The organism is Pseudomonas sp. FBCC-B545, assembly GCF_059134095.1.
In genome coordinates, this window is sequence record NZ_CP101441.1 from 5,238,174 (window position 1) to 5,260,618 (window position 22,445).

The following is a 22,445-nucleotide window of genomic DNA, read 5'->3' on the forward strand; positions in this document are numbered from 1 at the left end:
TTGAAGTCTACCTGCGGGACGCAGGCTTCGGAAGCGGCGAGAAAGCACCGCTTCCCCCACATTTGGATCTCAGTGGATTAATCGAACTGGGCAAGCATCCAGCGGTGATACTCAGCCATACCCGCCTCGCCTTCACGGGGCGCCCAGCTCGCCAGTTCACCTTCACCAACCGGACGGTAAGGGCCAGCCTTGCATTCAAACATCACGCTGTCCGGCTCCAGCACCACCAGGCCATGAAACACACCTGGCGACAGGTCAACACCCTGACACTCTCCTCCAGCCTGAAGTACACGCTTGCTCAACACCTCGCCCGCGTCACTGAAAATCAGGATGCCCAGGCGGCCTTTGAGCACCAGCAGGGTTTCAGCTTTATCAGCGGTCAGGTGGCGATGAGGCTGCACATAAGTGTTGGGCTGCAAGCCAACTGCCATGCGATGACAAGGTTCTTGCATCTCATGAAAGTTGACGTTCTGACGGCCACGGGGATTAGCGGCCGCTTTCTCGGCCAACTCAGCAAACAGGGTCTGATCAAGAAAGCGGGCCATCATTTACATTCCTTTAACGGCAAAAATGCCATTGGCGTTACGCCAGTAACCCTTGTAGTCCATGCCATAACCAAAGATATAGCGGTCGATGCACGGCAACCCGACGAAGTCGGCTTTCAGCTCAGGGCGGGCCTTGCGGTCGTGGTCTTTGTCGATCAGTACGGCGGTATGCACTTTACGTGCGCCGGCGTGTTTGCAGAAGTCGATGATCGCACCCAGGGTGTGGCCCTCATCGAGAATGTCATCGATGATCAGCACATCGCGGTCGATAAACGAGACTTCCGGCTTGGCCTTCCAGAACAGGTCGCCGCCGCTGGTTTCATTGCGATAGCGGGTAGCGTGCAGGTAGGAAGCTTCCAACGGGAATTGCAGGTGTGTGAGCAATTTGCCGGCGAAGATCAGGCCACCGTTCATCACGCAGAAGACCACCGGGTTGGTGTCGGCCATTTCGCGGGTGATGTGTTCGCCTACCTTGGCGATCGCTGCTTCGACTTGCGCTTCGGTGTACAGGCAGTCAGCCTCGTGCATGATTTGACGGATATGCTCGAGATCAGCAGACATGGCGCTCTCCAAGGGGGTGCTGTGGCAAGAAAAGCGGGCGAAGGTACGCTTCTCGTGCGCTCCAATCAAGCCTTTATGGACTAACGTACTTGATGTCTATAGGACAACACCCTCGGATAGATTAATCTAGGCCGGTTTTTTTGCCCGCCGCCGGAGCCTTTCCCATGCCCACTCGCGAGATCCGCCACCCGCTGATCCGACACAAACTCGGCCTTATGCGCCGTGCCGACATTAGCACGAAGAATTTCCGTGAGCTTGCTCAGGAAGTCGGAGCGCTGCTCACTTACGAAGCCACCAAGGATTTGCCCCTGGAGACCTACGAGATCCCCGGTTGGGCCGGTCCCGTACAAGTGGAGAAAATCGCCGGTAAGAAAATTACCGTCGTGCCGATTCTGCGCGCCGGTATAGGCATGCTCGAAGGCGTCCTCAGCCTGATCCCGGGCGCCAAGGTCAGCGCCGTGGGCGTAGCCCGCAATGAAGAAACCTTGCAGGCCCACACTTACCTGGAAAAACTCGTCCCGGAAATCAACGAACGCCTGGCCATGATCATCGACCCGATGCTCGCCACCGGTAGCTCCATGGTCGCGACCATCGACCTGCTGAAAAAGGCCGGCTGCAAGGACATCCGCGCCATGGTGCTGGTAGCCGCGCCGGAAGGTATCGCCGCCGTCGAGAAAGCCCACCCGGATGTGCAGATCTATACCGCGTCCATCGATGAGCGCTTGAACGAGCACGGCTACATCATCCCGGGCCTGGGCGATGCCGGTGACAAGATCTTCGGCACCAAGCAGAAGGACGCGTGAGCATGCAGGATGAATTCAACGACCCGCTTTGGCGCCAGATCCTGTCTGGCGCACAGATGCTCTTCGTAGCATTTGGCGCGTTGGTGTTGATGCCGCTGATCACAGGTCTTGATCCAAACGTCGCACTGTTCACCGCAGGCCTGGGCACGTTGCTGTTCCAGGTGGTGACAGGGCGGCAGGTGCCGGTCTTCCTGGCATCGAGTTTCGCCTTTATCACCCCGATCATTCTCGCCAAGGGCCAGTTCGGCCTGGCGGCAACCATGGGTGGGGTGATGGCGGCCGGTTTCGTCTACACGTTCCTGGGCCTGGCCGTGAAGGTCAAGGGCACCGGGTTTATCGACCGGCTGTTGCCGCCAGTGGTGATCGGCCCGGTGATTATCTCCATCGGCCTGGCCATGGCACCGATTGCCGCCAATATGGCCATGGGCAAGTCAGGCGACGGTGCCGAGTTGATCCATTACCAGACGGCGATGCTGATCTCGATGCCGGCGCTGCTCACCACCTTGATCGTTGCGGTGTTCGGCAAGGGCATTTTCCGCCTGGTGCCGATCATTTCCGGTGTGCTGGTGGGGTTTGCCATGTCGTTCTACTTTGGCGTGGTCGACACCGCAAAGATCGCCGCTGCGCCCTGGTTCGCCCTGCCCCATTTCACCGCGCCGGAGTTCAACTGGCAGGCGATCCTGTTTATCGTCCCAGTGGCCCTGGCCCCGGCGATCGAGCATATCGGCGGTGTGATTGCAGTAGGCAGCGTGACCGGCCGCGATTACCTGAAAAAGCCCGGCCTGCACCGCACGCTGCTGGGTGACGGCATTGCCACCACGGCAGCGGGGATGTTTGGCGGCCCGCCGAACACCACCTACGCCGAAGTGACCGGCGCAGTGATGCTGACCAAGAACTACAACCCGAAAATCATGACCTGGGCGGCGGTATTTGCCATCAGCCTGGCGTTTATCGGCAAGTTCGGCGCACTGCTGCAGAGCATCCCGGTACCGGTGATGGGCGGGATTCTGTGCCTGCTGTTCGGCTCGATTGCCGCAGTGGGGATGAACACGCTGATTCGCCACAGGATCGACCTGGGTGAAGCGCGCAACCTGGTGATTGTGTCGGTGACCCTGGTATTCGGGATTGGCGGTGTGCTGGTCGGCACCGGCACCGGCCCGGATGATTTCGGCCTCAAGGGCATCGCCCTGTGTGCGGTGGTGGCGATTGGCCTGAATTTGCTGCTGCCGGGCAATGATGGCTGGAAGAACAAGAAGCCGGATGAACCGTTGATCTAACCATCGACACAAAACCAATGTGGGAGGGGGCTTGCTCCCGATAGCAGTGTCTCAGTCAATACAACTGTTGACTGACACTCCGCTATCGGGAGCAAGCCCCCTCCCACATTTGGTTTCTGCGTGGCTTAGAGCTCGCCGAGCCCATCGATCAGCGCCTGGTTCTGCTCAGGCGTACCGATACTGATCCGCAGGAACTGGGCAATCCGCTCCTGCTTGAAGTGCCGCACGATCACCCCTTGCTCACGCAACTTGGCCGCCAGGCCGGCCGCGTCGTGTTGCGGGTGGCGAGCGAAGATAAAGTTGGCCGCTGATGGCAACACTTCAAAGCCTTTAGCCTGCAACTGCGCAACGAGCTTCTCGCGACTGTCGATCACCAACTGGCAGGTCTTCGCGAAATACTCACGGTCATCGAACGCCGCCGCCGCACCGACAATCGCCAAGCGATCCAACGGATAGGAGTTAAAGCTGTTCTTGACCCGCTCCAGCGCCTCGATCAGGTCTGGGTGGCCCACGGCCATGCCCACACGCAAACCGGCCAGTGAGCGCGATTTGGACAGGGTCTGGGTCACCAGCAGGTTCGGGTAACGGTCTACCAGGCTGATGGCGGTCTCGCCGCCGAAGTCGATATAGGCTTCATCGACCACGACGACCGAGTCCGGGCTGGCCTTGAGGAGCTGCTCCACCGCATCCAGCGCCAGTACGCAGCCGGTCGGCGCGTTCGGGTTGGGGATGATGATCCCGCCGTTGGGCCTCGCGTAGTCCGCCACGCGGATCTGGAACTGCTCATCCAACGGCACGGCGTTGAACTTGATGCCGTACAAGCCGCAGTACACCGGGTAGAAGCTGTAGCTGATATCCGGGAACAGCAGCGGCAGATCGTGCTGGAACAGACCATGGAAGATGTGCGCCAGGACTTCATCGGAACCGTTGCCGAGGAACACCTTGCTGGCGTCGATTCCGTAATACCTGGCCACGGCTTGTTTGAGCAGGTCGCTGTTGGGGTCCGGGTACAGACGCAGGTTGTCGTTCAACTCGGCCTGCATCGCCGCCAGCGCCTTGGGCGATGGCCCGTATGGGTTTTCGTTGGTGTTGAGCTTGACCAGTTTGGTCAGCTTCGGTTGCTCACCGGGTACGTAAGGCACGAGGTCCTTGACGAAAGGGCTCCAGAATTTGCTCATGCCTTACTCTCCCTTGACGATGCGGTATTCAGCGCTGCGTGCGTGCGCACTGAGGGATTCACCACGGGCCAGCACCGAAGCGGTCTTGCCCAGTTCGGAAGCGCCTTGGGGCGAGCAGAAGATGATCGACGAGCGTTTCTGGAAATCATACACCCCCAGTGGCGACGAGAAGCGCGCGGTGCCCGAAGTCGGCAGCACGTGGTTCGGCCCGGCACAGTAGTCGCCCAGGGCTTCGCTGGTGTGGCGCCCCATGAAGATCGCCCCGGCGTGACGGATCGACGGCAACCAGGCCTGTGGGTCCGCTACGGACAGCTCAAGGTGCTCCGGCGCGATGCGGTTGGCCACCTCGATGGCCTGCTCCATGTCACGCACCAGAATCAGCGCACCGCGGCCATTGATCGACTTCTCGATGATCTCGGCACGCTCCATGGTCGGCAGCAGCTTATTAATGCTGGCGGCAACCTTGTCGAGGAACTCGGCGTCGGGGCTGACCAGGATCGCCTGGGCGTCTTCGTCGTGCTCGGCCTGGGAGAACAGGTCCATGGCGATCCAGTCCGGGTCGGTCTGGCCATCACACACCACGAGGATTTCCGAGGGGCCGGCGATCATGTCGATGCCGACCTGGCCAAATACATGGCGCTTGGCGGTGGCGACATAGATATTGCCGGGGCCGACCACCTTGTCGACCTTCGGCACGCTTTCGGTGCCATAGGCCAGTGCCGCGACGGCTTGTGCGCCACCGATGGTGAACACGCGGTCGACACCGGCGATGCAGGCGGCAGCCAGTACCAACTCGTTGATTTCACCACGCGGAGTCGGCACCACCATGACCACTTCGGTCACGCCCGCCACTTTGGCCGGGATCGCATTCATCAGCACCGACGACGGGTACGAGGCTTTACCGCCGGGCACATACAAACCGGCGCGATCCAGCGGCGTGACCTTCTGGCCCAATACCGTGCCGTCGGCTTCGGTGTAGCTCCAGGAGTCCTGCTTCTGTTTTTCGTGGTAGCTACGCACCCGAGTCGCTGCCACTTCCAAGGCTTCGCGCTGCGCGATGGTGATGCGTGTCAGCGCCAGCTCCAGGCGTTCGCGGGGCAGAATGAGGTCAGCCATGGACTTGACGTCCAGGCCATCAAACTGACGGGTGAAGTCCACCAGCGCCGCGTCACCGCGCTCGCGCACGGCCTTGATAATATCGAGCACTCGCTGGTTGACCGAATCGTCGGACACGCTTTCCCAGCTCAGCAGATGATCCAGATGATGGGCGAAATCCGGGTCGGCAGCGTTGAGTCGGGCAATTGCAGTGGACGTGGTCATAGCGAGGGCCTCATAGGATTGGCAAAAAACTCAGGCGCCCTAAACTACCGTTCGCTCCGCTTGGGCACCTGAGAATTCTGGCTATGAGGCGGATAGACGGGCGCAGCCTTTGGGCTACGCAGGTGAGTCAACCGCGGTGTCGAGACTCCACTGCCTTGCGCAGGGTGTCGATCAACGCCTGGATGCGGGCGTGTTGCATCTTCATCGACGCTTTGTTGACGATCAGGCGGGAGCTGATGTCGGCAATGAAATCCTGCGGTTCCAAACCGTTGGCACGCAGGGTGTTACCGGTGTCGACCACGTCGATGATCTTGTCGGCCAGGCCGATCAGCGGCGCCAGCTCCATCGAGCCGTAGAGCTTGATGATATCGACCTGGCGGCCTTGTTCGGCGTAGTAGCGCTTGGCGACGTTGACGAACTTGGTTGCCACTCGCAGGCGGCCCTTGGGCTCGACATCGCCGACACGGCCGGCGGTCATCAGCTTGCACAGGGCGATACGCAGGTCCAATGGCTCGTAGAGGCCCTGGCCGCCGTATTCCATCAGTACGTCCTTGCCGGCCACCCCCAGGTCGGCGGCGCCATGTTCAACGTAGGTCGGCACGTCGGTAGCCCGCACGATCAGCAGGCGCACGTCGTCCTGGGTCGTGGGGATGATCAGCTTGCGGCTCTTGTCCGGATTCTCGGTCGGCACGATGCCAGCTTCAGCCAGAAGCGGCAACGTGTCGTCAAGGATGCGGCCCTTGGACAGTGCGATGGTCAACATGGGAACGTCAGTCCTTTATCAGGCTATTGCGGCCCGGTCGCAAATGGCGCCGGACACAGATCGAGGCCATTACAGCCTCGATTTGAAACAAACCAGTGTATGCAGGAGCGAGCTTGCTCGCGAAGAACGTCAACGATAACGCGTTTACTCAGAGTCAACGCGCTGTACATGAGTTTTTCGCGAGCAAGCTCGCTCCTACAGTGCAGCGGGGGTTAGCCCGGTACGCGGCGGATTTTTGCGCCGAGCATCTGCAGTTTTTCCTCGATGCACTCGTAACCACGGTCTATGTGGTAGATACGGTCGATCAGGGTGTCGCCTTCGGCGCACAGTGCCGAGATCACCAGGCTGGCCGAGGCACGCAAGTCGGTTGCCATCACTGGCGCGCCCTTGAGCTTGTCGATGCCGGTGACGATGGCGGTATTGCCTTCGACCTGGATCTTGGCGCCCATGCGGTGCAATTCATACACATGCATGAAGCGGTTTTCGAAGATGGTCTCGATCACGGCACCGGTGCCTTCGGCAATCGCGTTCAGGGAGATGAACTGCGCCTGCATGTCGGTCGGGAAGGCCGGGTATGGAGCGGTACGCACGTTGACGGCCTTTGGCCGCTTGCCGTGCATGTTCAGCTCGATCCAGTCTTCGCCGGTAGTGATTTCTGCGCCGGCTTCCTTGAGTTTTTCCAGGACGGCTTCAAGGATGGTCGGGTCGGTATCCTTGACCTTTACACGACCACCGGTCACGGCAGCGGCAACCAGGTAGGTGCCGGTCTCGATACGGTCCGGCATGACCTTATAGGTGGCGGTGTGCAGACGTTCTACACCATCAATGGTGATGGTGTCGGTGCCAGCACCGGAAACCTTCGCACCCATGGCGTTGAGGAAGTTGGCCAGGTCGACCACTTCCGGCTCACGTGCGGCGTTTTGCAGCACGCTGCGGCCTTTGGCCAGGGCAGCGGCCATCATGATGTTCTCGGTACCGGTTACGCTGACGGTATCAAAGAAGAAGTTCGCACCACGCAGGCCGCCTTCCGGCGCCTTGGCCTTGATATAGCCGCCTTCGACGTCGATGGTCGCGCCCATGGCTTCCAGGCCACGGATGTGCAGGTCGACCGGACGCGAACCAATGGCACAACCGCCAGGCAGGGCCACTTCGGCTTCACCGAAACGGGCAACCATCGGGCCGAGTACCAGGATCGACGCACGCATGGTTTTCACCAACTCGTACGGAGCGATCAGGGTCTTGATGGTGCGCGGGTCGATTTCGACTGACAGTTTCTCGTCGATCACAGGCTCAATGCCCATGCGCCCGAACAGCTCGATCATGGTGGTGATGTCGTGCAGGTGCGGCAGGTTGGCCACCGTCACCGGGCCGTCGCACAGCAGGGTTGCTGCCAGGATCGGCAAGGCGGAGTTTTTCGCACCGGAAATGCGGATCTCGCCATCGAGGCGGGCACCGCCGGTAATAATCAATTTATCCATAAGAATCTCGACGCCTTGGGGGCTCAGGTGCGCTCGGCCCAGGCCGCGCGGCTGAAAAATTTCATAGTGACCGCGTGGATGCTGCCATCGGTGATCCACGGGTTCAAATGGGCATAGATCTGCTGTTGACGCTTGACCGGGCTCAACGCCGCCAGTTCATCGCTAATCACATTCAGCTGGAAGTTGCAGCCTTCGCCTTCAACTTCAACGCTCGTTTCGGGCAGCTTTCCTTCAAGGAAGCTTTTAACTTCGTTGGCCTGCATGCTCAACCTCTATCGGCGCCCAGTGCGCACGGGTCGCACATCATACAAAAAAGCCCCGCGCCTGCGAACCCCGCATAGCAGGACTCTGACGGGGGGCTTTCTGAAAGTGTGTCTTAAGGATGCGCCAGCAGCTCGGTCAGACCAGAAACCTGAGCAATCTCACGCATGTCTTCGGGCAATTCGCGGATGCTGACCGGCTTTCTGGCCGCCTCGGCATCGCGCATGAAGCACAGCAACAACGACAGGCCGACACTGCTGGATTTGGTCACCGCCGAGCAATCGAGCACCACTTCGGGCGCCTTGCTGGCCTTGATCAGCGCCTGGCCCTGCTTGCGCAGGTCAGGCCCGGTACGGTAATCCAGCACGCCGCTGAGGAACAGCTCGCCGGCGTCGCCGATACGAACAGCCGACTCGGTCATTGCGCAGGCTTCCCGGCAGCTTTGTCGGTTTCTTCCTTGGCCTTGGCAACTTCACCGGCCCAACCGTTGATGGTCTTGTCCAGGTCATTGCCATTGCGCTGCATCGCATCGGCGAACTGATCACGGAACAGCTTGCCGATGTTGATGCCGTTGATGACTACGTTACGCAGCTTCCACTCACCGTTGATTTTCGTGAGGGTGTAGGACACCGGATAGATCGCGCCATTGCTGCCCGAGACTTTCATGCCGACCTCGGCACGGTCGCCCGACTCTTCCTTGGCAGGGTCAACGACGATGCCCTGGTTGTTATATTCCAGCAGAGCGTTGCCGTAGAACTGGAACAGGCCACGCTTGAAATTTTCCTGGAACGTCTGCATTTGCGCCGGGGTTGCCTTGCGCGAATACTTGACCGTCATGATGCTTTTGGAAATGCCTTCGGCATCGACCACCGGGCCAACAATCGTGTTGAGTGCTTCGTAAAACCGGGAAGGGTCTTGCTTGTACTGCTCTTTGTTGGCCTTCAGGTCGGCCAGCATCCTGCTGGTCGTGTCCTGCACCAAATCGTGCGCAGAACCTGCCGCGTTGGCCATCAGCGGCAACGCTGCAAGCAGTACCAGCAGGCCACGTCGCAAGGTAGAGATCATGAATAGATTCCTCATTTGGCGTCTTTATTGACCGTATTGAGCAGGAATTTACCGATCAGGTCTTCAAGCACCAGCGACGACTGCGTGTCGTGGATGGTCGAACCATCCTTGAGCAGGGCTGTTTCCCCGCCCACGCTGACACCGATGTACTTCTCGCCCAGCAGACCCGCGGTGAGGATAGATGCCGTGGAGTCAGTCGGCAGGTTATCTACCTTCTTGTCCAACTGCATGGTCACTCGCCCGGTGAAGCTGTCGCGGTCCAGATCGATTGCCGTGACCTTGCCGATGGTAACGCCGGCCATGGTCACTTTAGCTCTGACCGTCAAACCGGCGATATTGTCGAAGTACGCGTAAAGTTTATAAGTATCGGCGGTGGGGCTGGCCGACAGGCCGCTGACTCGCAGGGCCAACAACAGTAAAGCCAGGATGCCAGCCAGCAAGAAAAGGCCGACACCGATTTCCACAGTGCGGTTTTGCATCAGAAATCTCCAAACATCAAGGCGGTCAAAATGAAGTCAAGGCCCAGTACCGCCAGCGAGGCGTACACAACGGTCTTGGTGGTGGCGCGACTGATCCCTTCTGAGGTGGGCTCGCAGTCATAGCCTTGGAATACGGCAATCCAGGTGACCACAAAGGCAAAGACAATGCTCTTTATGATGCCGTTGAGCACGTCACCGGTGAAGGTCACGCTGTTTTGCATGTTGGCCCAGTAGGAACCGTCATAGACGCCCAACCAGTCAACCGCCACCCACGAACCGCCCCAGATACCCACCACGCTGAAAATCATCGCCAGCAATGGCAGGGAAATGAAACCGGCCCACAGGCGCGGGGCAACAATGTACTTGAGCGGGTCCACGCCGATCATTTCCAGGCTGGACAGCTGCTCGGTGGACTTCATATTGCCGATTTCGGCAGTCAACGCCGAACCTGCACGCCCCGCGAACAACAAAGCGGTCACCACCGGACCCAGCTCACGCAGCAGGGTCAGGGCCACCATCTGGCCTACCGCCTGCTCCGAACCGTAGCTGGACAGGATGTTGAAGCCTTGCAGCGCCAGCACCATGCCGATGAACATCCCGGAGACTACGATGATCACCAGGGACATCACCCCGACTGCATGCAACTGCTTGAGCAGCAGGCCAAAGCCGCCGCCGATGCCACCGCGGCCCAGCAGGGCGTGGAACAGGAAAATGGTCGAACGCCCAAGGACTTCGACGATGTCGATGCCCGAGCGACCGAAAAGGCGAACCTTCTCGATAAGAGATGTCTTGCGCATCAGCGCTTCCCCAGAAGATCTGAGCGGTAGTCCGCTGCCGGAAAGTGAAAAGGCACCGGGCCATCGGGATCGCCTGTCATGAATTGGCGAATGCGCGGGTTATCGGCGTTCATCAACTCTTCAGGCGTACCCTGCCCCAGCACCTGGCCATCGCCCACTACATACAGGTAGTCGGCGATGCTCGCGGTTTCGGCCAAATCGTGGGACACCACGATACTGGTGATCCCCAGTGCGTCGTTGAGCAGACGGATCAGGCGCACCAGCACGCCCATGGCGATCGGGTCCTGGCCAACGAACGGCTCGTCGTACATGAGGATCTGCGGGTCGAGGGCGATGGCTCGCGCCAGCGCGACACGGCGCTTCATGCCGCCGGACAGTTCGTCCGGCATCAGGTCGATGGCACCGCGAAGGCCCACGGCCTGCAGTTTCAGCAACACGATGTCACGAATCATTTCATCGGACAGCTGGGTGTGCACCCGCAGCGGGAAGGCTACGTTTTCGAAAACATCGAGGTCGGTGAACAGCGCGCCGCTTTGGAACAGCACGCCCATATGCTTGCGAGCATCGAACAGATCGCTGCGCGACAGGGTCGGCAGATTCTGACCGTTGACCCACACTTCGCCCGCACTAGGCCGCAATTGCATGCCCATCAGGCGCAACAGGGTGGTCTTGCCGCAACCGGAAGGCCCCATGATGCCCGTGACCTTGCCGCGAGGAATGCGAATATCGACGTTATTGAAGATGCTGCGCGTCCCGCGCTTGAAGGAAAGACCCTTCAGCTCGACCGCGTAGGCGTTATCGGCACTCATCTAATCTCCTTGGGATGCAGCCTTTCACTCAGACACCATGTGTGCGACTTTGGTTTGCAAAGGATGCGCAATAGTTAGGCACATGGGTTGGGTGGACCGAACTGGCGGCGAACTATATCACTGCTGGTGCAGAGCCCCCAAGGCCGGAACAGCGCTCGTTCAGATTTGAGACAGGGGAAAAACGTTGCCTGCTATGTTATGGACGGTGATTTTCATGTACCTCGCGCACAAACCCTGACGAACTTACGTGAGCGTATTGATCATTACGGCTATAATCGCCGACTTTTCGTCAGGCTATACGATTCAGACATGAGCCAATCCAGCGAGCTTATCCAATCCGCACAACGCACCATCCGCCTCGAGCTTGAAGCCGTAGAAGGCTTGCTGGCCCATATCGACGCGGATTTCGTGCGCGCCTGCGAGCTGATCCTGGCCAGCAAGGGCCGTGTTGTCGTGGTCGGCATGGGCAAATCCGGCCACATTGGCAACAAGATCGCCGCGACGCTGGCGAGTACCGGGACCACCGCGTTTTTCGTGCACCCGGCCGAGGCCAGCCACGGCGATATGGGCATGATCACCAAGGATGACGTGATCCTGGCGCTGTCCAATTCCGGCACCACCAACGAAATCGTGACCCTGTTGCCCCTGATCAAGCGCCTGGGCATCCAGATGATCAGCCTCACCGGCAACCCGGAATCGACGCTGGCCAAGGCTGCCGATGTCAACCTGAACGTGCACGTGACCCACGAGGCCTGCCCGCTGAACCTGGCGCCCACCTCCTCCACCACTGCTGCGCTGGTCATGGGCGATGCATTGGCCGTGGCGCTCCTGGAGGCCCGCGGTTTTACCGCCGAAGACTTCGCATTTTCCCACCCAGGCGGCGCGCTCGGCCGTCGCCTGTTGCTTAAAGTGGAAAATGTCATGCATTCCGGCGCCGAACTGCCAAGCGTCCCACGCGGCACCCTGCTCAGGGATGCGCTGATGGAAATGACCCGCAAAGGCCTGGGCATGACGGCGATCGTCGAACCCGATGGTCGCCTGGCCGGGGTATTCACCGACGGCGACCTGCGTCGTACCCTGGACCGCACCATTGATATCCACACCGCGACCATCGATGCGGTAATGACGCCTCACGGCAAGACCGCCCGCGCTGAAATGCTCGCGGCTGAAGCTTTGAAAATCATGGAAGACCACCGGATCGGCGCGCTCATCGTCGTCGACAATGATGATCGCCCTATCGGGGCCCTTAACCTTGGCGACTTGCTGCGCGCAGGAGTGATGTAGATGAACGGCGACCTGTTGCAACGCGGTAAAAACATCAAGCTGGCGATTTTCGACGTTGACGGCGTGCTGACCGATGGCCGCCTGTACTTCCTCGAAGATGGCAGCGAATTCAAGACGTTCAACACCCTCGATGGCCAGGGCATCAAGATGCTGATGGCGACCGGTGTGCAAACGGCGATTATCAGCGGTCGAAAGACACCGGTTGTGGAACGCCGCGCACAAAACCTGGGGATTGCTCACCTGTATCAGGGCCGTGAGGATAAACTGGTAGTGCTGGACGAGCTTCTTGGCCAACTCAACCTAAGCTATGAACAGGTCGCCTATTTGGGTGACGACTTGCCTGACCTGCCGGTGATTCGCCGGGTGGGCCTGGGCATGGCCGTTGCGAATGCCGCGGCGTTTGTGCGCGAACATGCCCACGGCACCACCACCGCCCGTGGCGGCGAAGGTGCTGCCCGGGAGTTCTGCGAGTTGATCCTGCGTGCCCAGGGCAGTCTTGAAGCGGCCCACGCCGCCTACCTATAGAGCGTTATATGCTGAGTAAAAAGATCCGCAACTTCCTGTTATTCGGGGTCATCGCCGCGCTGCTCCTGGCGGTGGGCTACTGGAATATCAGCCCGGGGCGCTTTCTCGACAAGCCTGTTGCGCAGGTTGACGAGGGGCTCATCGACAATTTCTCGATAAATGCCTACAGCATACAATTCATGCCGGACGGCAAGGTTCAATACGAGTTGACGGCCGATAAAGTGGAACACCTCAAGGCCTCCGACATCAGCCTGCTGACCAATCCGGACTTGAACCTTTATCGCGGAACCGACTTCCCGTGGCACGTCACCAGCAAGCGTGGCGAGGTCAATTCCGGCGGCACCGAAGTTGAACTGATCGACTCGGTACGCGTCGCACGTACAGACGCACAGAACCGCGACACCATCATTACCAGCAGTCGCATGACGGTATTCCCACAGAAGCAATATGCGCAGACCGAGCAAGACGTTAGAATCGACGGCGCTGGCGGTGTATCGACTGGCAAGGGAATGAAAGCGTATTTGAAAGAAAGCAGGATACACCTGCTATCGAACGTAAGAGGACAGTATGAGGCTCGTTAAAACCCTCCCTATTTTGCTCGGTCTGGGCGCAGCACTGGGAAGCGTGAGCGCCTGGGCTCTGCCGAACGATAGCCAGCAACCGATCCACATCTCGGCTGACGATGCGCAGCTGGATGACAAGCAAGGTGTCGCCACCTATACCGGCGGCGTGATCATCACCCAGGGCTCGATGAAGATCACCGGTAATACGGTGACACTGACGCGTACCCAGGCCGGCGATATCGATGTCGTGACCTCAGTGGGCAACCTCGCTTACTTCGAACAGAAGCAGAAGGCAGAAGATCCAGGCCCGATGAAGGGCTACGGCAAGACCATTCAATACCATGCCCAGCAAAATCGCATTGTACTGATCGACCAGGCCAAGGTGCTGAGCGCCGACGGTAACTCGACCGAAGGCGAGAAGATCGTCTACAACACCCAGACCCAGGTCGCCCAGGCCGGCCGCGCCAATGGCAACAAGGTCACCGCACCTCGTCCGCGTATCGACATGGTTATCCAGCCGAAGAAGAAGGCCGAGTAATGGCGACCCTGAAAGCCCAGCACCTGGCCAAGGCCTATAAAAGCCGCCAGGTGGTACGCGACGTCAGCCTGTCGATCGACAGCGGCCAGATCGTCGGCCTGCTCGGCCCCAACGGTGCCGGCAAGACCACCTGCTTCTATATGATCGTCGGGCTGGTCCAGGCGGACCAGGGCCGCGTATTGATCGACGACCTGGACGTCAGCCACCAGCCAATGCACGGACGTGCCCGCGCCGGTATCGGCTATCTTCCGCAAGAAGCGTCGATCTTCCGCAAACTGTCGGTGGCCGACAACATCATGGCGATCCTGGAGACCCGCAAGGAGCTCGATCGCGATGGTCGCCGCAAAGAGCTGGAAAGCCTGCTGCAGGAATTCCACATCAACCACATTCGCGACAACCTCGGCATGAGCCTGTCCGGTGGCGAGCGTCGTCGTGTGGAAATCGCCCGCGCCCTGGCAACCGCGCCCAAGTTCATCCTGCTGGATGAACCGTTTGCCGGTGTCGACCCGATCTCGGTGGGCGATATCAAGCAAATCATTCACCACCTCAAGGCCAAGGGCATTGGCGTGCTGATCACCGACCATAACGTGCGCGAGACACTCGATATCTGCGAAACGGCTTATATCGTCAACGACGGCCAACTGATTGCCGAAGGCGATGCCGAGACTATCCTGGCCAACGAGCTGGTCAAGGAAGTGTACCTGGGTCACGAGTTCCGCCTGTAGGCACGGTGGTATCGCGGCTTTTCCTGGAGCGCGCAGGAGTCAATAGAAACCTTAGCTTTTTTATTGTTACCGCGCTCTAGGCAAAGCCCCCGAGATCAGGCATATAATTTGCTTATGTTTGGCGCTCACGCGCCCTGTCGTGGATGGCGCATTGCGCCGGCGAATAAGGTGTTAAGCCCCTGCCATGAAACCATCGCTAGTCCTGAGAATGGGCCAGCAGCTGACGATGACACCGCAGCTGCAACAGGCCATCCGCCTGCTCCAATTGTCGACCCTGGACCTGCAACAGGAAATCCAGGAGGCCCTGGAGTCCAATCCGATGCTCGAACGCCAGGAAGAAGGCGACGACTTCGACAATGCCGACCCGCTGGCCGATAACATCGAGCAAAAACCCAACCCCGACGTGCAGGAACCCTCCTACCAGGAAACCGCCCCGACGGTGGATAACCTCGAGGACGGCGAATGGAACGAACGCATTCCCAACGAGCTTCCCGTGGATACCGCGTGGGAAGACGTGTACCAGACCAGCGCCAGCAGCCTGCCGAGCAATGACGATGACGAGTGGGACTTCACCACCCGTACCTCTGTCGGCGAGAGCCTGCAGAGTCATTTGTTGTGGCAACTGAACCTGGCACCGATGTCCGACACCGATCGCCTGATCGCGGTCACCCTGATCGACTGCATCAACAACCAGGGCTACCTGGACGAGACCCTCGACGAGATTCTTGAAGCCTTTGACCCGGAGCTGGACATCGAACTGGACGAAATCGAAGCCGTCCTGCATCGCATCCAGCAATTCGAGCCCGCCGGCATTGGCGCCCGCACCCTCAGCGAGTGCCTGCTGCTGCAATTGCGCCAGTTGCCGGCCAAGACGCCTTGGCTGGCCGAAGCCAAGCGCCTGGTGTCGGACTATATCGACCTGCTGGGCAGCCGCGACTACAGCCAGCTGATGCGCCGCATGAAGCTCAAGGAAGATGAATTGCGCCAGGTCATCGAGCTGGTGCAGAGCCTCAACCCGCGCCCGGGCTCGCAAATCGAGTCCAGCGAAGCCGAATACGTCGTCCCCGACGTGATCGTGCGCAAGGACAACGAGCGTTGGCTGGTGGAGCTGAACCAGGAGTCGGTGCCCCGCCTGCGGGTCAACCCGCAATATGCCGGTTTTGTGCGCCGCGCCGATACCAGCGCCGACAACACCTTCATGCGCAACCAGTTGCAGGAAGCGCGCTGGTTCATCAAGAGTCTGCAAAGCCGTAACGAAACCCTGATGAAGGTGGCGACCCAGATCGTCGAGCACCAGCGCGGTTTCCTGGAATACGGCGACGAAGCCATGAAGCCTTTGGTCCTGCACGATATCGCCGAAGCGGTCGGCATGCATGAATCGACGATTTCCCGGGTGACCACGCAGAAATTCATGCATACCCCACGGGGTATTTATGAGCTGAAATACTTTTTCTCCAGCCACGTCAGTACCTCCGAAGGCGGTGAATGCTCGTCCACAGCGATCCGCGCGATCATCAAGAAACTGGTTGCCGCGGAAAATCAGAAAAAGCCGTTGAGTGACAGCAAGATCGCTGGTTTACTGGAGGCACAAGGCATTCAGGTCGCCCGTCGAACCGTCGCCAAGTACCGCGAGTCCCTCGGGATCGCGCCTTCCAGCGAGCGTAAGCGTTTGATGTGACGGGCGGGCCATAGCGTTCCAGTGGCAGGCGTCTTGCCTGCCGCTTTATGCACTGGCAACGAAGGAGAAGCTGTATGCAAGTCAACATCAGTGGACACCATGTAGAAGTCACCCCTCCACTGCGCGACTATGTCGAGCAGAAGCTGAGGAAGCTTGAAGGACATTTCGACAAGATCACCAACGTGCAGGTCATCATGAAGGTTGACAAGCTTCAGCAGAAGATCGAAGCGACCCTCCAGATACCTGGTGGTGAAGTGGTTGCCAATGCCGAGCATGAAGACATGTATGCATCGATTGACTTGCTCACCGACAAGCTCGACCGCCAACTCAAAAAGCATAAGGAAAAGAATCTGAGCCTGCTCCAAGGCACAGGTCGTTAACTCTCCCCCCATGATCCGACTTGAAACCATCCTGACCCCCGGCCGTTCCCTCGTGAACGCGCCGGGCGGCAGCAAGAAAAAAGCCCTCGAACAAATTGCCAACCTGATCCACCGCGAAGTGCCGGGTCTGGAGATGCAAGATGTCTTCGAGGCGTTGATTGCCCGTGAAAAACTCGGCTCCACCGGTTTTGGCAACGGCATCGCCATCCCTCACTGCCGCCTCAAAGGCTGTGATACGCCCGTGAGCGCCCTGCTGCACTTGGAAGCTGCAATCGATTTCGACGCCATCGACGGTGCCCCGGTCGACCTGCTGTTCGTATTACTGGTCCCGCAAGCCGCCACCGATGCGCATCTGGAACTGCTAAGGCAGATCGCCAGCATGCTTGATCGCAAGGAAGTACGCGAAAAACTGCGCAGTGCCAAGACCAATGAGGCCCTGTATCAGGTCGTCCTGGATGAACAAAACGGGCAGTAATCATGCGTTTGATCATCGTCAGCGGCCGTTCCGGCTCAGGTAAAAGCACCGCCCTCAACGTCCTTGAGGACAACGGTTTCTATTGCATCGACAATTTGCCCGCCGGCCTGCTGCCGGAGCTGGCGGAACGCGCACTGATCCATACTGAATTGGCGCAACCCCTGGTCGCTGTGTCTATCGATGCCCGCAACCTGCCCAGCCACCTCTCGCGGTTTCCGGAACTGCTGGAAGAAGTGCGCGCCAAGCATATTCATTGCGATGTGCTGTACTTGGATGCCGACGAAGAAACGCTGCTCAAACGTTTCTCAGAAACTCGTCGCCGCCACCCGCTCAGCAGCGCCAACCGCTCCCTGGCCGAAGCCATCCAGGACGAGACCAAGTTGCTGGGGCCGATCATTGATCTGGCTGATCTTAAGATCAACACCACCAATCTGAACCTGTATCAGCTGCGCGATGCGATCAAGCTGCGCCTGCTGAACCAGCCAGAGCCCGGAACTGCGTTCCTGGTCGAATCATTCGGTTTCAAACGTGGCATGCCGGTGGATGCCGACCTGGTGTTTGATGTGCGCTGCCTGCCCAATCCCTATTGGAAGCCAGAACTGCGTGATCAGTCCGGATTGGACCAACCGGTGATCGATTACCTGGCCGCGCAACCGGATGTAGAAGAGATGTTCCAGGACATCTCCAGCTACCTGCTCAAATGGTTACCGCGCTTTGCCGCGAGCAACCGCGCCTATGTCACCATTGCCATTGGCTGCACTGGCGGCCACCATCGTTCCGTCTATCTGACGGAACGGCTGGGCCAGGTGCTGCAACAAACCCTCAAGAACGTCCAGGTCCGCCACCGCGACCTTAGCTGAAAGGAACACCATTGCGATGCCGGCTCGGGAAATTGAGATCATCAACAAGTTGGGCCTGCACGCCCGGGCCTCGGCCAAATTCGTCGGCGTGGCCGGGAAGTACCCTTGTCAGATCCGCGCTGGTCGTACACCGGAATCCATGGTCGATGGCAAGAGCATCATGGCGATGATGATGCTGGCGGCCGGCAAGGGCACCAAGATTCACCTGAAGACCGAAGGCGAGCAAGAAGACGAAGCGATGGCGGCATTGGTTGAGTTGATCAATAACTACTTCGACGAAGGCGAATAACCTCTGAAGTAGCAGCGAGCCTCATCCCAACGCCGTATCCATCACCATCATCAGGCAAAACCCGATACACAGCCCGAGGCTGGCGAGCTTTTCGTGACCATTTCGCCGCGATTCGGGGATCACTTCGTGGGTCACCACCAACAGCATCGCACCGGCGGCCAGCGCCAGGCCCAAGGGCAATAGCACCTCGGCCAGGCTCACCAACCAGGCACAAAGCACCGCGAATACCGGCTCGACCAAGCCTGACGCCGCGCCGATCAGAAACGCTTTGACCCGCGACATCCCCGCCCCAGCCAGCACCAGCGCAATCACCAGGCCCTCCGGTACATCCTGCAAAGCAATGCCCATGGCCAGGCTGTCTGCATCTGGCATGCCACCACCCGCCGAGACACCCACAGCCATACCCTCTGGAATATTGTGAGCGATGATGGCAAACACAAATAGCCAGATGCGCGGCGGGATCACCGGTTTATCCGGTGTGCCCACCAACATTTCCGGGCTGGCACCGGAGACCTTTCGATCGACCAGGTACAGACCGAACGCCCCCAGCATAATGCCGAAGCTGATCAACCCACCCGCCCCCCAGGGCGAGAGCCCCAGGCTTTCAGCCGCGGCGATACCCGGCACCACAAGGGAGAAAGCGGTCGCCGCCAGCATCACACCGGCACCGAAGCCCAGCAGGGTATCGCTCAGCGCTACCGGCATGCGCCGAATCACCAGCACAGGTACCGCGCCCAGCGCCGTGCCGAGCGCGCAAATCGCACCACCCTGCAAGGCCCGCAGGATGCGGGGCTCCAGGTTCAACCAGGCCAGCCCATGGGCCACCAGCAACGCAGTACCGGCCAATAGCAACAGCGAACCAAACGCGTAACGAAACATTCGCACGCTACTGATCGCCAGTGTTTCAGTACCCATAGTCGGCCTTAGATCTTGTTATGGAGGAATTTCAGGCCAGGGCGGCCTGGTAGCGTGCGGCAACTTCCGGCCAGTTGATGACACTGTAGAAGGCATTGATATATTCCGGGCGACGGTTCTGGTACAGCAGGTAGTAAGCATGCTCCCACACGTCGAGGCCCAGGATCGGCGTATTGCCAGTCATCAGTGGGCTGTCCTGGTTGCCGCTGCTTTCCACCACCAGTTTTTTTTGCGGGGTGACGCTGAGCCAGGCCCAACCGCTGCCGAAGCGGGTCAAGGCTGCCTTGGTGAAGGCTTCCTTGAAACGATCATAGCCGCCCAGTTGTTCGTCGATGGCATTACCCAGCGCACCTTCTGGCTTACCGCCGCCGCTGGGCGACATGACGGCCCAGAACAATGAATGGTTAGCATGCCCGCCACCTTGATTGATCACCGCGGCCCGCAGCGTTTCCGGCAGTTGCTGGACGCTGGACACCAGCTTTTCCACCGGCCAACCGGCAAACTCAGTACCCTCGACTGCAGCGTTGAGGTTGTTGATATAGGTCTGGTGGTGCTTGGTGTAATGAATCTCCATGGTTTGCGCATCAATATGCGGCTCGAGGGCGTCGTAGGCGTAGGGCAAGGCCGGCAAGGTATAGGTCATATCAATGTGCTCCGTATTGAGACGTGGTCGATTGCGGCGCAGCAGCGCCCAACAAGCGATGGGTACGCGGGTACTCGCCGTGATCGCTGATGAAGTTCAACAGTTCGACATAGGTCTTGCTGCTCTGGCGCAATGCTGCCTCGCGTAATTGCGGGTTCAGGCGTGGGTCCTGCATGGTCTGCAACAGGCGCTGGTGGATGGCACAGAGGTATTCCGCGCTTTCCTCTGGTTGGTTCAGGCGCAAGTGCAAGTCCGCCAGGTTGTGATGGGAAATGACGCAAGCCGCCACTGCTTCGTCGGCATCCGCCCAGCGTTCGAACAACACTTGAGCCAGGGCCAGGGCTTGCAGATAGGCCTCGCGGGCGTCAACCAGCTCGCCCGCCATAAAACAGCGATTGGCTCGTTCGATCGTGCGTTTCCAGTGCTCCATAGTGAGCCTCCAAAGCAGGGTCGTTGGTTACACGCCGCCGGCCGTGAGCTTCTCCGGGTCCAGCAGGACTTCCAGTTGGCTGCGTGGCAGGTCGGTGTGCTCGAGGGCGACATCGATCACCGGGCGGCCTTGCTGATAAGCCTTCTTGGCGATTTCAGCGGCTTTTTGGTAACCAATGATCGGGTTGAGTGCGGTGACCAGGATCGGGTTGCGCGACAGCGCCTCCTTGAGCTTGGCCTCGTTGACCTTGAAACTGGCAATGGCCTTGTCCGCCAGCAAACGGCTGGAATTGGCGATCAATTCAAGGCTGCTGAGCAGGTTCTGGGCGATGATCGGCAGCATCACGTTCAGCTCGAAGTTGCCCGATTGACCGGCCACGGTGATCACCGTGTCATTGCCGATGACTTGGGCGGCTACCATGGCTGTGGCTTCCGGGATCACCGGGTTGACCTTGCCCGGCATGATCGACGAGCCCGGCTGTAAGCCTTCCAGCTCGATTTCACCGAGGCCGGCGAGTGGGCCGGAGTTCATCCAGCGCAGGTCGTTGGCGATCTTCATCAGCGAGACGGCCGTGGCTTTCAACTGGCCGGAAACGGCAACGGCGGTGTCCTGGGAGCCAATCAGCGCAAACAGGTTCGTGCCTGGAGTGAACTTCACCCCGGTCAAGCGGCTCAGTTGCTGGCTGAAGCGCCCGGCAAACTCGGGGTGCGCGTTGATCCCGGTGCCCACGGCGGTGCCGCCCTGGGCCAGCGCTTGCAAGGCCGCAAGCAGGTCCTGCAAGTGACCGATATTGGCCCTGAGCTGCTGCGCCCAGCCATTGAGCACCTGGCTCATGCGTACTGGCATGGCGTCCATGAGATGAGTACGGCCGGTCTTGATGAACGGGTGAGCCTCTTCGGCCTTTTGCTCGATTACCTGCACCAGGTGCAGCAGGGCCGGCAGCGTTTGTTCATGCAGGACCAACGCAGCACTGACGTGAATGGTGGTGGGGATGATGTCGTTGCTGCTTTGGCCGCAATTGACGTGGTCGTTGGGGTTGACCGCCTCGCCGAGCAAACGGCCGGCAAGGGTGGCAATCACTTCATTGGCGTTCATATTGGAGCTGGTGCCGGAACCGGTCTGGAAGATATCCACCGGGAAGTGCTGCATGTAGTCGCCTTCCAGCAAGCCTTGGGCGGCATCGACAATGGCCTTGCCCTGCCCTTCGCTGATTTGCTTGAGGTCAACGTTGACCTTGGCCGCGGCGGTCTTGGCCAGGATCAGGGCGCGAATGAATTGCGCCGGCATGCGTTGATGACTGATGGGAAAATTGTTCACCGCACGCTGGGTCTGGGCGCCATACAAGGCTTCTGCCGGGACTTTCAACTCGCCCATGCTGTCGCGTTCGATACGGGTATTACTCATCGGAAGATCCTTGCACAAGGTCAGACACAGAAATGGAGGGCAGCAATTGGCAGGTCGCCAGTTGCCAGGCAAAGGACTGCCAGCGCTTGAGGCGGCAGGGGCAATGGGAGAGTCGTTCCAGGTCGCGCAGCGGGCGCCAGGCCTGGTCCAGGCACATGGAGCGCCAATGCCAGGGCAGAGCGATATCGCTGGCGGTGTCGATCAGCAGGCGGAATGAGGTTTCGGCGATCGTCCACGGATGGGTCGCGGTGCAACACACCAGGTATCGACCTTCATTGAGGTAATGCTCGATCAGCCGCGGTTCATCAGGATCGAGGCCGCAGCGAATCTGGCGGCTCATCCAACGCCAGCTTTCCAGGTAAGGATCCTCATGCAGGACAGAACTCATGATCCACACTCA

Annotated in this window: 29 protein-coding genes; 12 read left to right on the top strand and 17 right to left on the bottom strand. The window is 59.5% G+C overall.

From position 1 onward, the window contains the following. Nucleotides 1-77: 77 nt before the first annotated feature. Together NMB39_RS24165 and NMB39_RS24170 are read right to left on the bottom strand one after the other, a co-directional pair. Nucleotides 78-545, bottom strand: a complete 468-nt coding sequence (locus tag NMB39_RS24165) for a WbuC family cupin fold metalloprotein (RefSeq protein WP_046072646.1) — start codon at nucleotides 543-545, stop codon at nucleotides 78-80. Between the two features lie 3 nt (nucleotides 546-548). Continuing rightward, a complete protein-coding gene (locus tag NMB39_RS24170) occupies nucleotides 549-1,106 on the bottom strand; it encodes a hypoxanthine-guanine phosphoribosyltransferase (RefSeq protein WP_046070938.1) in 558 nt (185 codons plus the stop codon). 164 nt (nucleotides 1,107-1,270) lie between these two features. On the opposite strand from NMB39_RS24170, the gene upp reads away from it, so the two are divergent. Further along, entirely contained in the window at nucleotides 1,271-1,909 is a 639-nt protein-coding gene (upp, locus tag NMB39_RS24175; RefSeq protein WP_017138223.1) for a uracil phosphoribosyltransferase, read from the top strand. 2 nt (nucleotides 1,910-1,911) lie between these two features. After that, nucleotides 1,912-3,186, top strand: coding sequence for a uracil-xanthine permease family protein (locus NMB39_RS24180; protein WP_005784866.1), 1,275 nt, complete (start codon nucleotides 1,912-1,914; stop codon nucleotides 3,184-3,186). A 125-nt stretch (nucleotides 3,187-3,311) separates the two neighbouring features. Here the strand turns inward: NMB39_RS24180 and hisC are convergent, their stop codons facing one another. The 10 genes from hisC to NMB39_RS24230 form a co-directional block, all read right to left on the bottom strand. Beyond that, entirely contained in the window at nucleotides 3,312-4,364 is a 1,053-nt protein-coding gene (gene hisC / locus NMB39_RS24185; RefSeq protein ID WP_494339964.1) for a histidinol-phosphate transaminase, read from the bottom strand. 3 nt (nucleotides 4,365-4,367) lie between these two features. Beyond that, nucleotides 4,368-5,684 (bottom strand): histidinol dehydrogenase, encoded by a 1,317-nt coding sequence (hisD, locus tag NMB39_RS24190; RefSeq protein ID WP_057021550.1) that lies wholly within the window; start codon nucleotides 5,682-5,684, stop codon nucleotides 4,368-4,370. A gap of 127 nt (nucleotides 5,685-5,811) precedes the next feature. After that, nucleotides 5,812-6,447, bottom strand: coding sequence for an ATP phosphoribosyltransferase (gene hisG, locus NMB39_RS24195; protein WP_003188599.1), 636 nt, complete (start codon nucleotides 6,445-6,447; stop codon nucleotides 5,812-5,814). 212 nt (nucleotides 6,448-6,659) lie between these two features. After that, nucleotides 6,660-7,925, bottom strand: coding sequence for a UDP-N-acetylglucosamine 1-carboxyvinyltransferase (gene murA, locus NMB39_RS24200; protein WP_057021551.1), 1,266 nt, complete (start codon nucleotides 7,923-7,925; stop codon nucleotides 6,660-6,662). A gap of 23 nt (nucleotides 7,926-7,948) precedes the next feature. Beyond that, on the bottom strand, nucleotides 7,949-8,188 hold the full coding sequence (locus tag NMB39_RS24205) for a BolA family protein (RefSeq protein WP_057021552.1): 240 nt from the start codon (nucleotides 8,186-8,188) through the stop codon (nucleotides 7,949-7,951). A 113-nt stretch (nucleotides 8,189-8,301) separates the two neighbouring features. After that, complete coding sequence (locus tag NMB39_RS24210; protein ID WP_494339963.1) at nucleotides 8,302-8,607, bottom strand: STAS domain-containing protein; 306 nt, start codon at nucleotides 8,605-8,607, stop codon at nucleotides 8,302-8,304. After that, complete coding sequence (locus NMB39_RS24215) at nucleotides 8,604-9,251, bottom strand: MlaC/ttg2D family ABC transporter substrate-binding protein (RefSeq protein ID WP_057021554.1); 648 nt, start codon at nucleotides 9,249-9,251, stop codon at nucleotides 8,604-8,606. The genes NMB39_RS24210 and NMB39_RS24215 overlap by 4 nt, the downstream gene beginning before the upstream one ends. Nucleotides 9,252-9,262: 11 nt before the next feature. Then, nucleotides 9,263-9,730 carry an outer membrane lipid asymmetry maintenance protein MlaD gene (gene mlaD, locus NMB39_RS24220; RefSeq protein ID WP_003171814.1) on the bottom strand — a complete coding sequence of 156 codons (468 nt, stop codon included), beginning with the start codon at nucleotides 9,728-9,730 and terminating at the stop codon, nucleotides 9,263-9,265. Beyond that, on the bottom strand, nucleotides 9,730-10,527 hold the full coding sequence (gene mlaE, locus NMB39_RS24225) for a lipid asymmetry maintenance ABC transporter permease subunit MlaE (RefSeq protein WP_057021555.1): 798 nt from the start codon (nucleotides 10,525-10,527) through the stop codon (nucleotides 9,730-9,732). The genes mlaD and mlaE overlap by 1 nt, the downstream gene beginning before the upstream one ends. After that, a complete protein-coding gene (locus NMB39_RS24230) occupies nucleotides 10,527-11,336 on the bottom strand; it encodes an ATP-binding cassette domain-containing protein (protein ID WP_003216128.1) in 810 nt (269 codons plus the stop codon). The genes mlaE and NMB39_RS24230 overlap by 1 nt, the downstream gene beginning before the upstream one ends. Before the next feature lie 309 nt (nucleotides 11,337-11,645). On the opposite strand from NMB39_RS24230, the gene NMB39_RS24235 reads away from it, so the two are divergent. The 10 genes from NMB39_RS24235 to NMB39_RS24280 all read left to right on the top strand — a co-directional run bounded on the left by NMB39_RS24235 (nucleotide 11,646) and on the right by NMB39_RS24280 (nucleotide 18,653). Beyond that, a complete protein-coding gene (locus NMB39_RS24235; RefSeq protein ID WP_198719679.1) occupies nucleotides 11,646-12,620 on the top strand; it encodes a KpsF/GutQ family sugar-phosphate isomerase in 975 nt (324 codons plus the stop codon). After that, nucleotides 12,621-13,145, top strand: a complete 525-nt coding sequence (locus NMB39_RS24240) for a KdsC family phosphatase (RefSeq protein ID WP_057021557.1) — start codon at nucleotides 12,621-12,623, stop codon at nucleotides 13,143-13,145. A gap of 8 nt (nucleotides 13,146-13,153) precedes the next feature. Further along, nucleotides 13,154-13,726 (top strand): LPS export ABC transporter periplasmic protein LptC, encoded by a 573-nt coding sequence (gene lptC / locus NMB39_RS24245; RefSeq protein ID WP_057021558.1) that lies wholly within the window; start codon nucleotides 13,154-13,156, stop codon nucleotides 13,724-13,726. Beyond that, nucleotides 13,713-14,246, top strand: coding sequence for a lipopolysaccharide transport periplasmic protein LptA (gene lptA, locus NMB39_RS24250; RefSeq protein WP_043050759.1), 534 nt, complete (start codon nucleotides 13,713-13,715; stop codon nucleotides 14,244-14,246). Before lptC ends, lptA begins: the two co-directional genes overlap by 14 nt. After that, a complete protein-coding gene (gene lptB / locus NMB39_RS24255) occupies nucleotides 14,246-14,971 on the top strand; it encodes an LPS export ABC transporter ATP-binding protein (protein WP_005784841.1) in 726 nt (241 codons plus the stop codon). Before lptA ends, lptB begins: the two co-directional genes overlap by 1 nt. Nucleotides 14,972-15,155: 184 nt before the next feature. Continuing rightward, nucleotides 15,156-16,649 carry an RNA polymerase factor sigma-54 gene (locus NMB39_RS24260; protein WP_043050758.1) on the top strand — a complete coding sequence of 498 codons (1,494 nt, stop codon included), beginning with the start codon at nucleotides 15,156-15,158 and terminating at the stop codon, nucleotides 16,647-16,649. 74 nt (nucleotides 16,650-16,723) lie between these two features. Continuing rightward, a complete protein-coding gene (gene hpf / locus NMB39_RS24265; RefSeq protein WP_027604812.1) occupies nucleotides 16,724-17,029 on the top strand; it encodes a ribosome hibernation-promoting factor, HPF/YfiA family in 306 nt (101 codons plus the stop codon). Nucleotides 17,030-17,039: 10 nt separating this feature from the next. Further along, nucleotides 17,040-17,504, top strand: a complete 465-nt coding sequence (ptsN, locus tag NMB39_RS24270) for a PTS IIA-like nitrogen regulatory protein PtsN (RefSeq protein ID WP_046070928.1) — start codon at nucleotides 17,040-17,042, stop codon at nucleotides 17,502-17,504. A 2-nt stretch (nucleotides 17,505-17,506) separates the two neighbouring features. Further along, a complete protein-coding gene (rapZ, locus tag NMB39_RS24275; protein WP_057021561.1) occupies nucleotides 17,507-18,364 on the top strand; it encodes an RNase adapter RapZ in 858 nt (285 codons plus the stop codon). A 16-nt stretch (nucleotides 18,365-18,380) separates the two neighbouring features. Continuing rightward, the gene (locus tag NMB39_RS24280) at nucleotides 18,381-18,653 is read left to right on the top strand and encodes an HPr family phosphocarrier protein (RefSeq protein ID WP_057021562.1); all 273 of its coding nucleotides are present in this window, start codon (nucleotides 18,381-18,383) and stop codon (nucleotides 18,651-18,653) included. A gap of 21 nt (nucleotides 18,654-18,674) precedes the next feature. Here the strand turns inward: NMB39_RS24280 and NMB39_RS24285 are convergent, their stop codons facing one another. Genes NMB39_RS24285 through NMB39_RS24305 form a run of 5 tightly spaced genes read right to left on the bottom strand, consistent with a single transcriptional unit; the run spans nucleotide 18,675 to nucleotide 22,433 of the window. Continuing rightward, nucleotides 18,675-19,568 carry a ZIP family metal transporter gene (locus NMB39_RS24285; protein ID WP_057021563.1) on the bottom strand — a complete coding sequence of 298 codons (894 nt, stop codon included), beginning with the start codon at nucleotides 19,566-19,568 and terminating at the stop codon, nucleotides 18,675-18,677. Nucleotides 19,569-19,599: 31 nt separating this feature from the next. Next, complete coding sequence (locus tag NMB39_RS24290; protein ID WP_057021564.1) at nucleotides 19,600-20,211, bottom strand: superoxide dismutase; 612 nt, start codon at nucleotides 20,209-20,211, stop codon at nucleotides 19,600-19,602. Nucleotide 20,212: 1 nt separating this feature from the next. Further along, nucleotides 20,213-20,641 carry a DUF2753 family protein gene (locus tag NMB39_RS24295; protein WP_057012928.1) on the bottom strand — a complete coding sequence of 143 codons (429 nt, stop codon included), beginning with the start codon at nucleotides 20,639-20,641 and terminating at the stop codon, nucleotides 20,213-20,215. A 27-nt stretch (nucleotides 20,642-20,668) separates the two neighbouring features. Further along, nucleotides 20,669-22,045 (bottom strand): class II fumarate hydratase, encoded by a 1,377-nt coding sequence (locus NMB39_RS24300; RefSeq protein ID WP_494339962.1) that lies wholly within the window; start codon nucleotides 22,043-22,045, stop codon nucleotides 20,669-20,671. Beyond that, entirely contained in the window at nucleotides 22,038-22,433 is a 396-nt protein-coding gene (locus NMB39_RS24305) for a FagA protein (protein ID WP_494339961.1), read from the bottom strand. Before NMB39_RS24305 ends, NMB39_RS24300 begins: the two co-directional genes overlap by 8 nt. Nucleotides 22,434-22,445 lie beyond the last annotated feature (12 nt).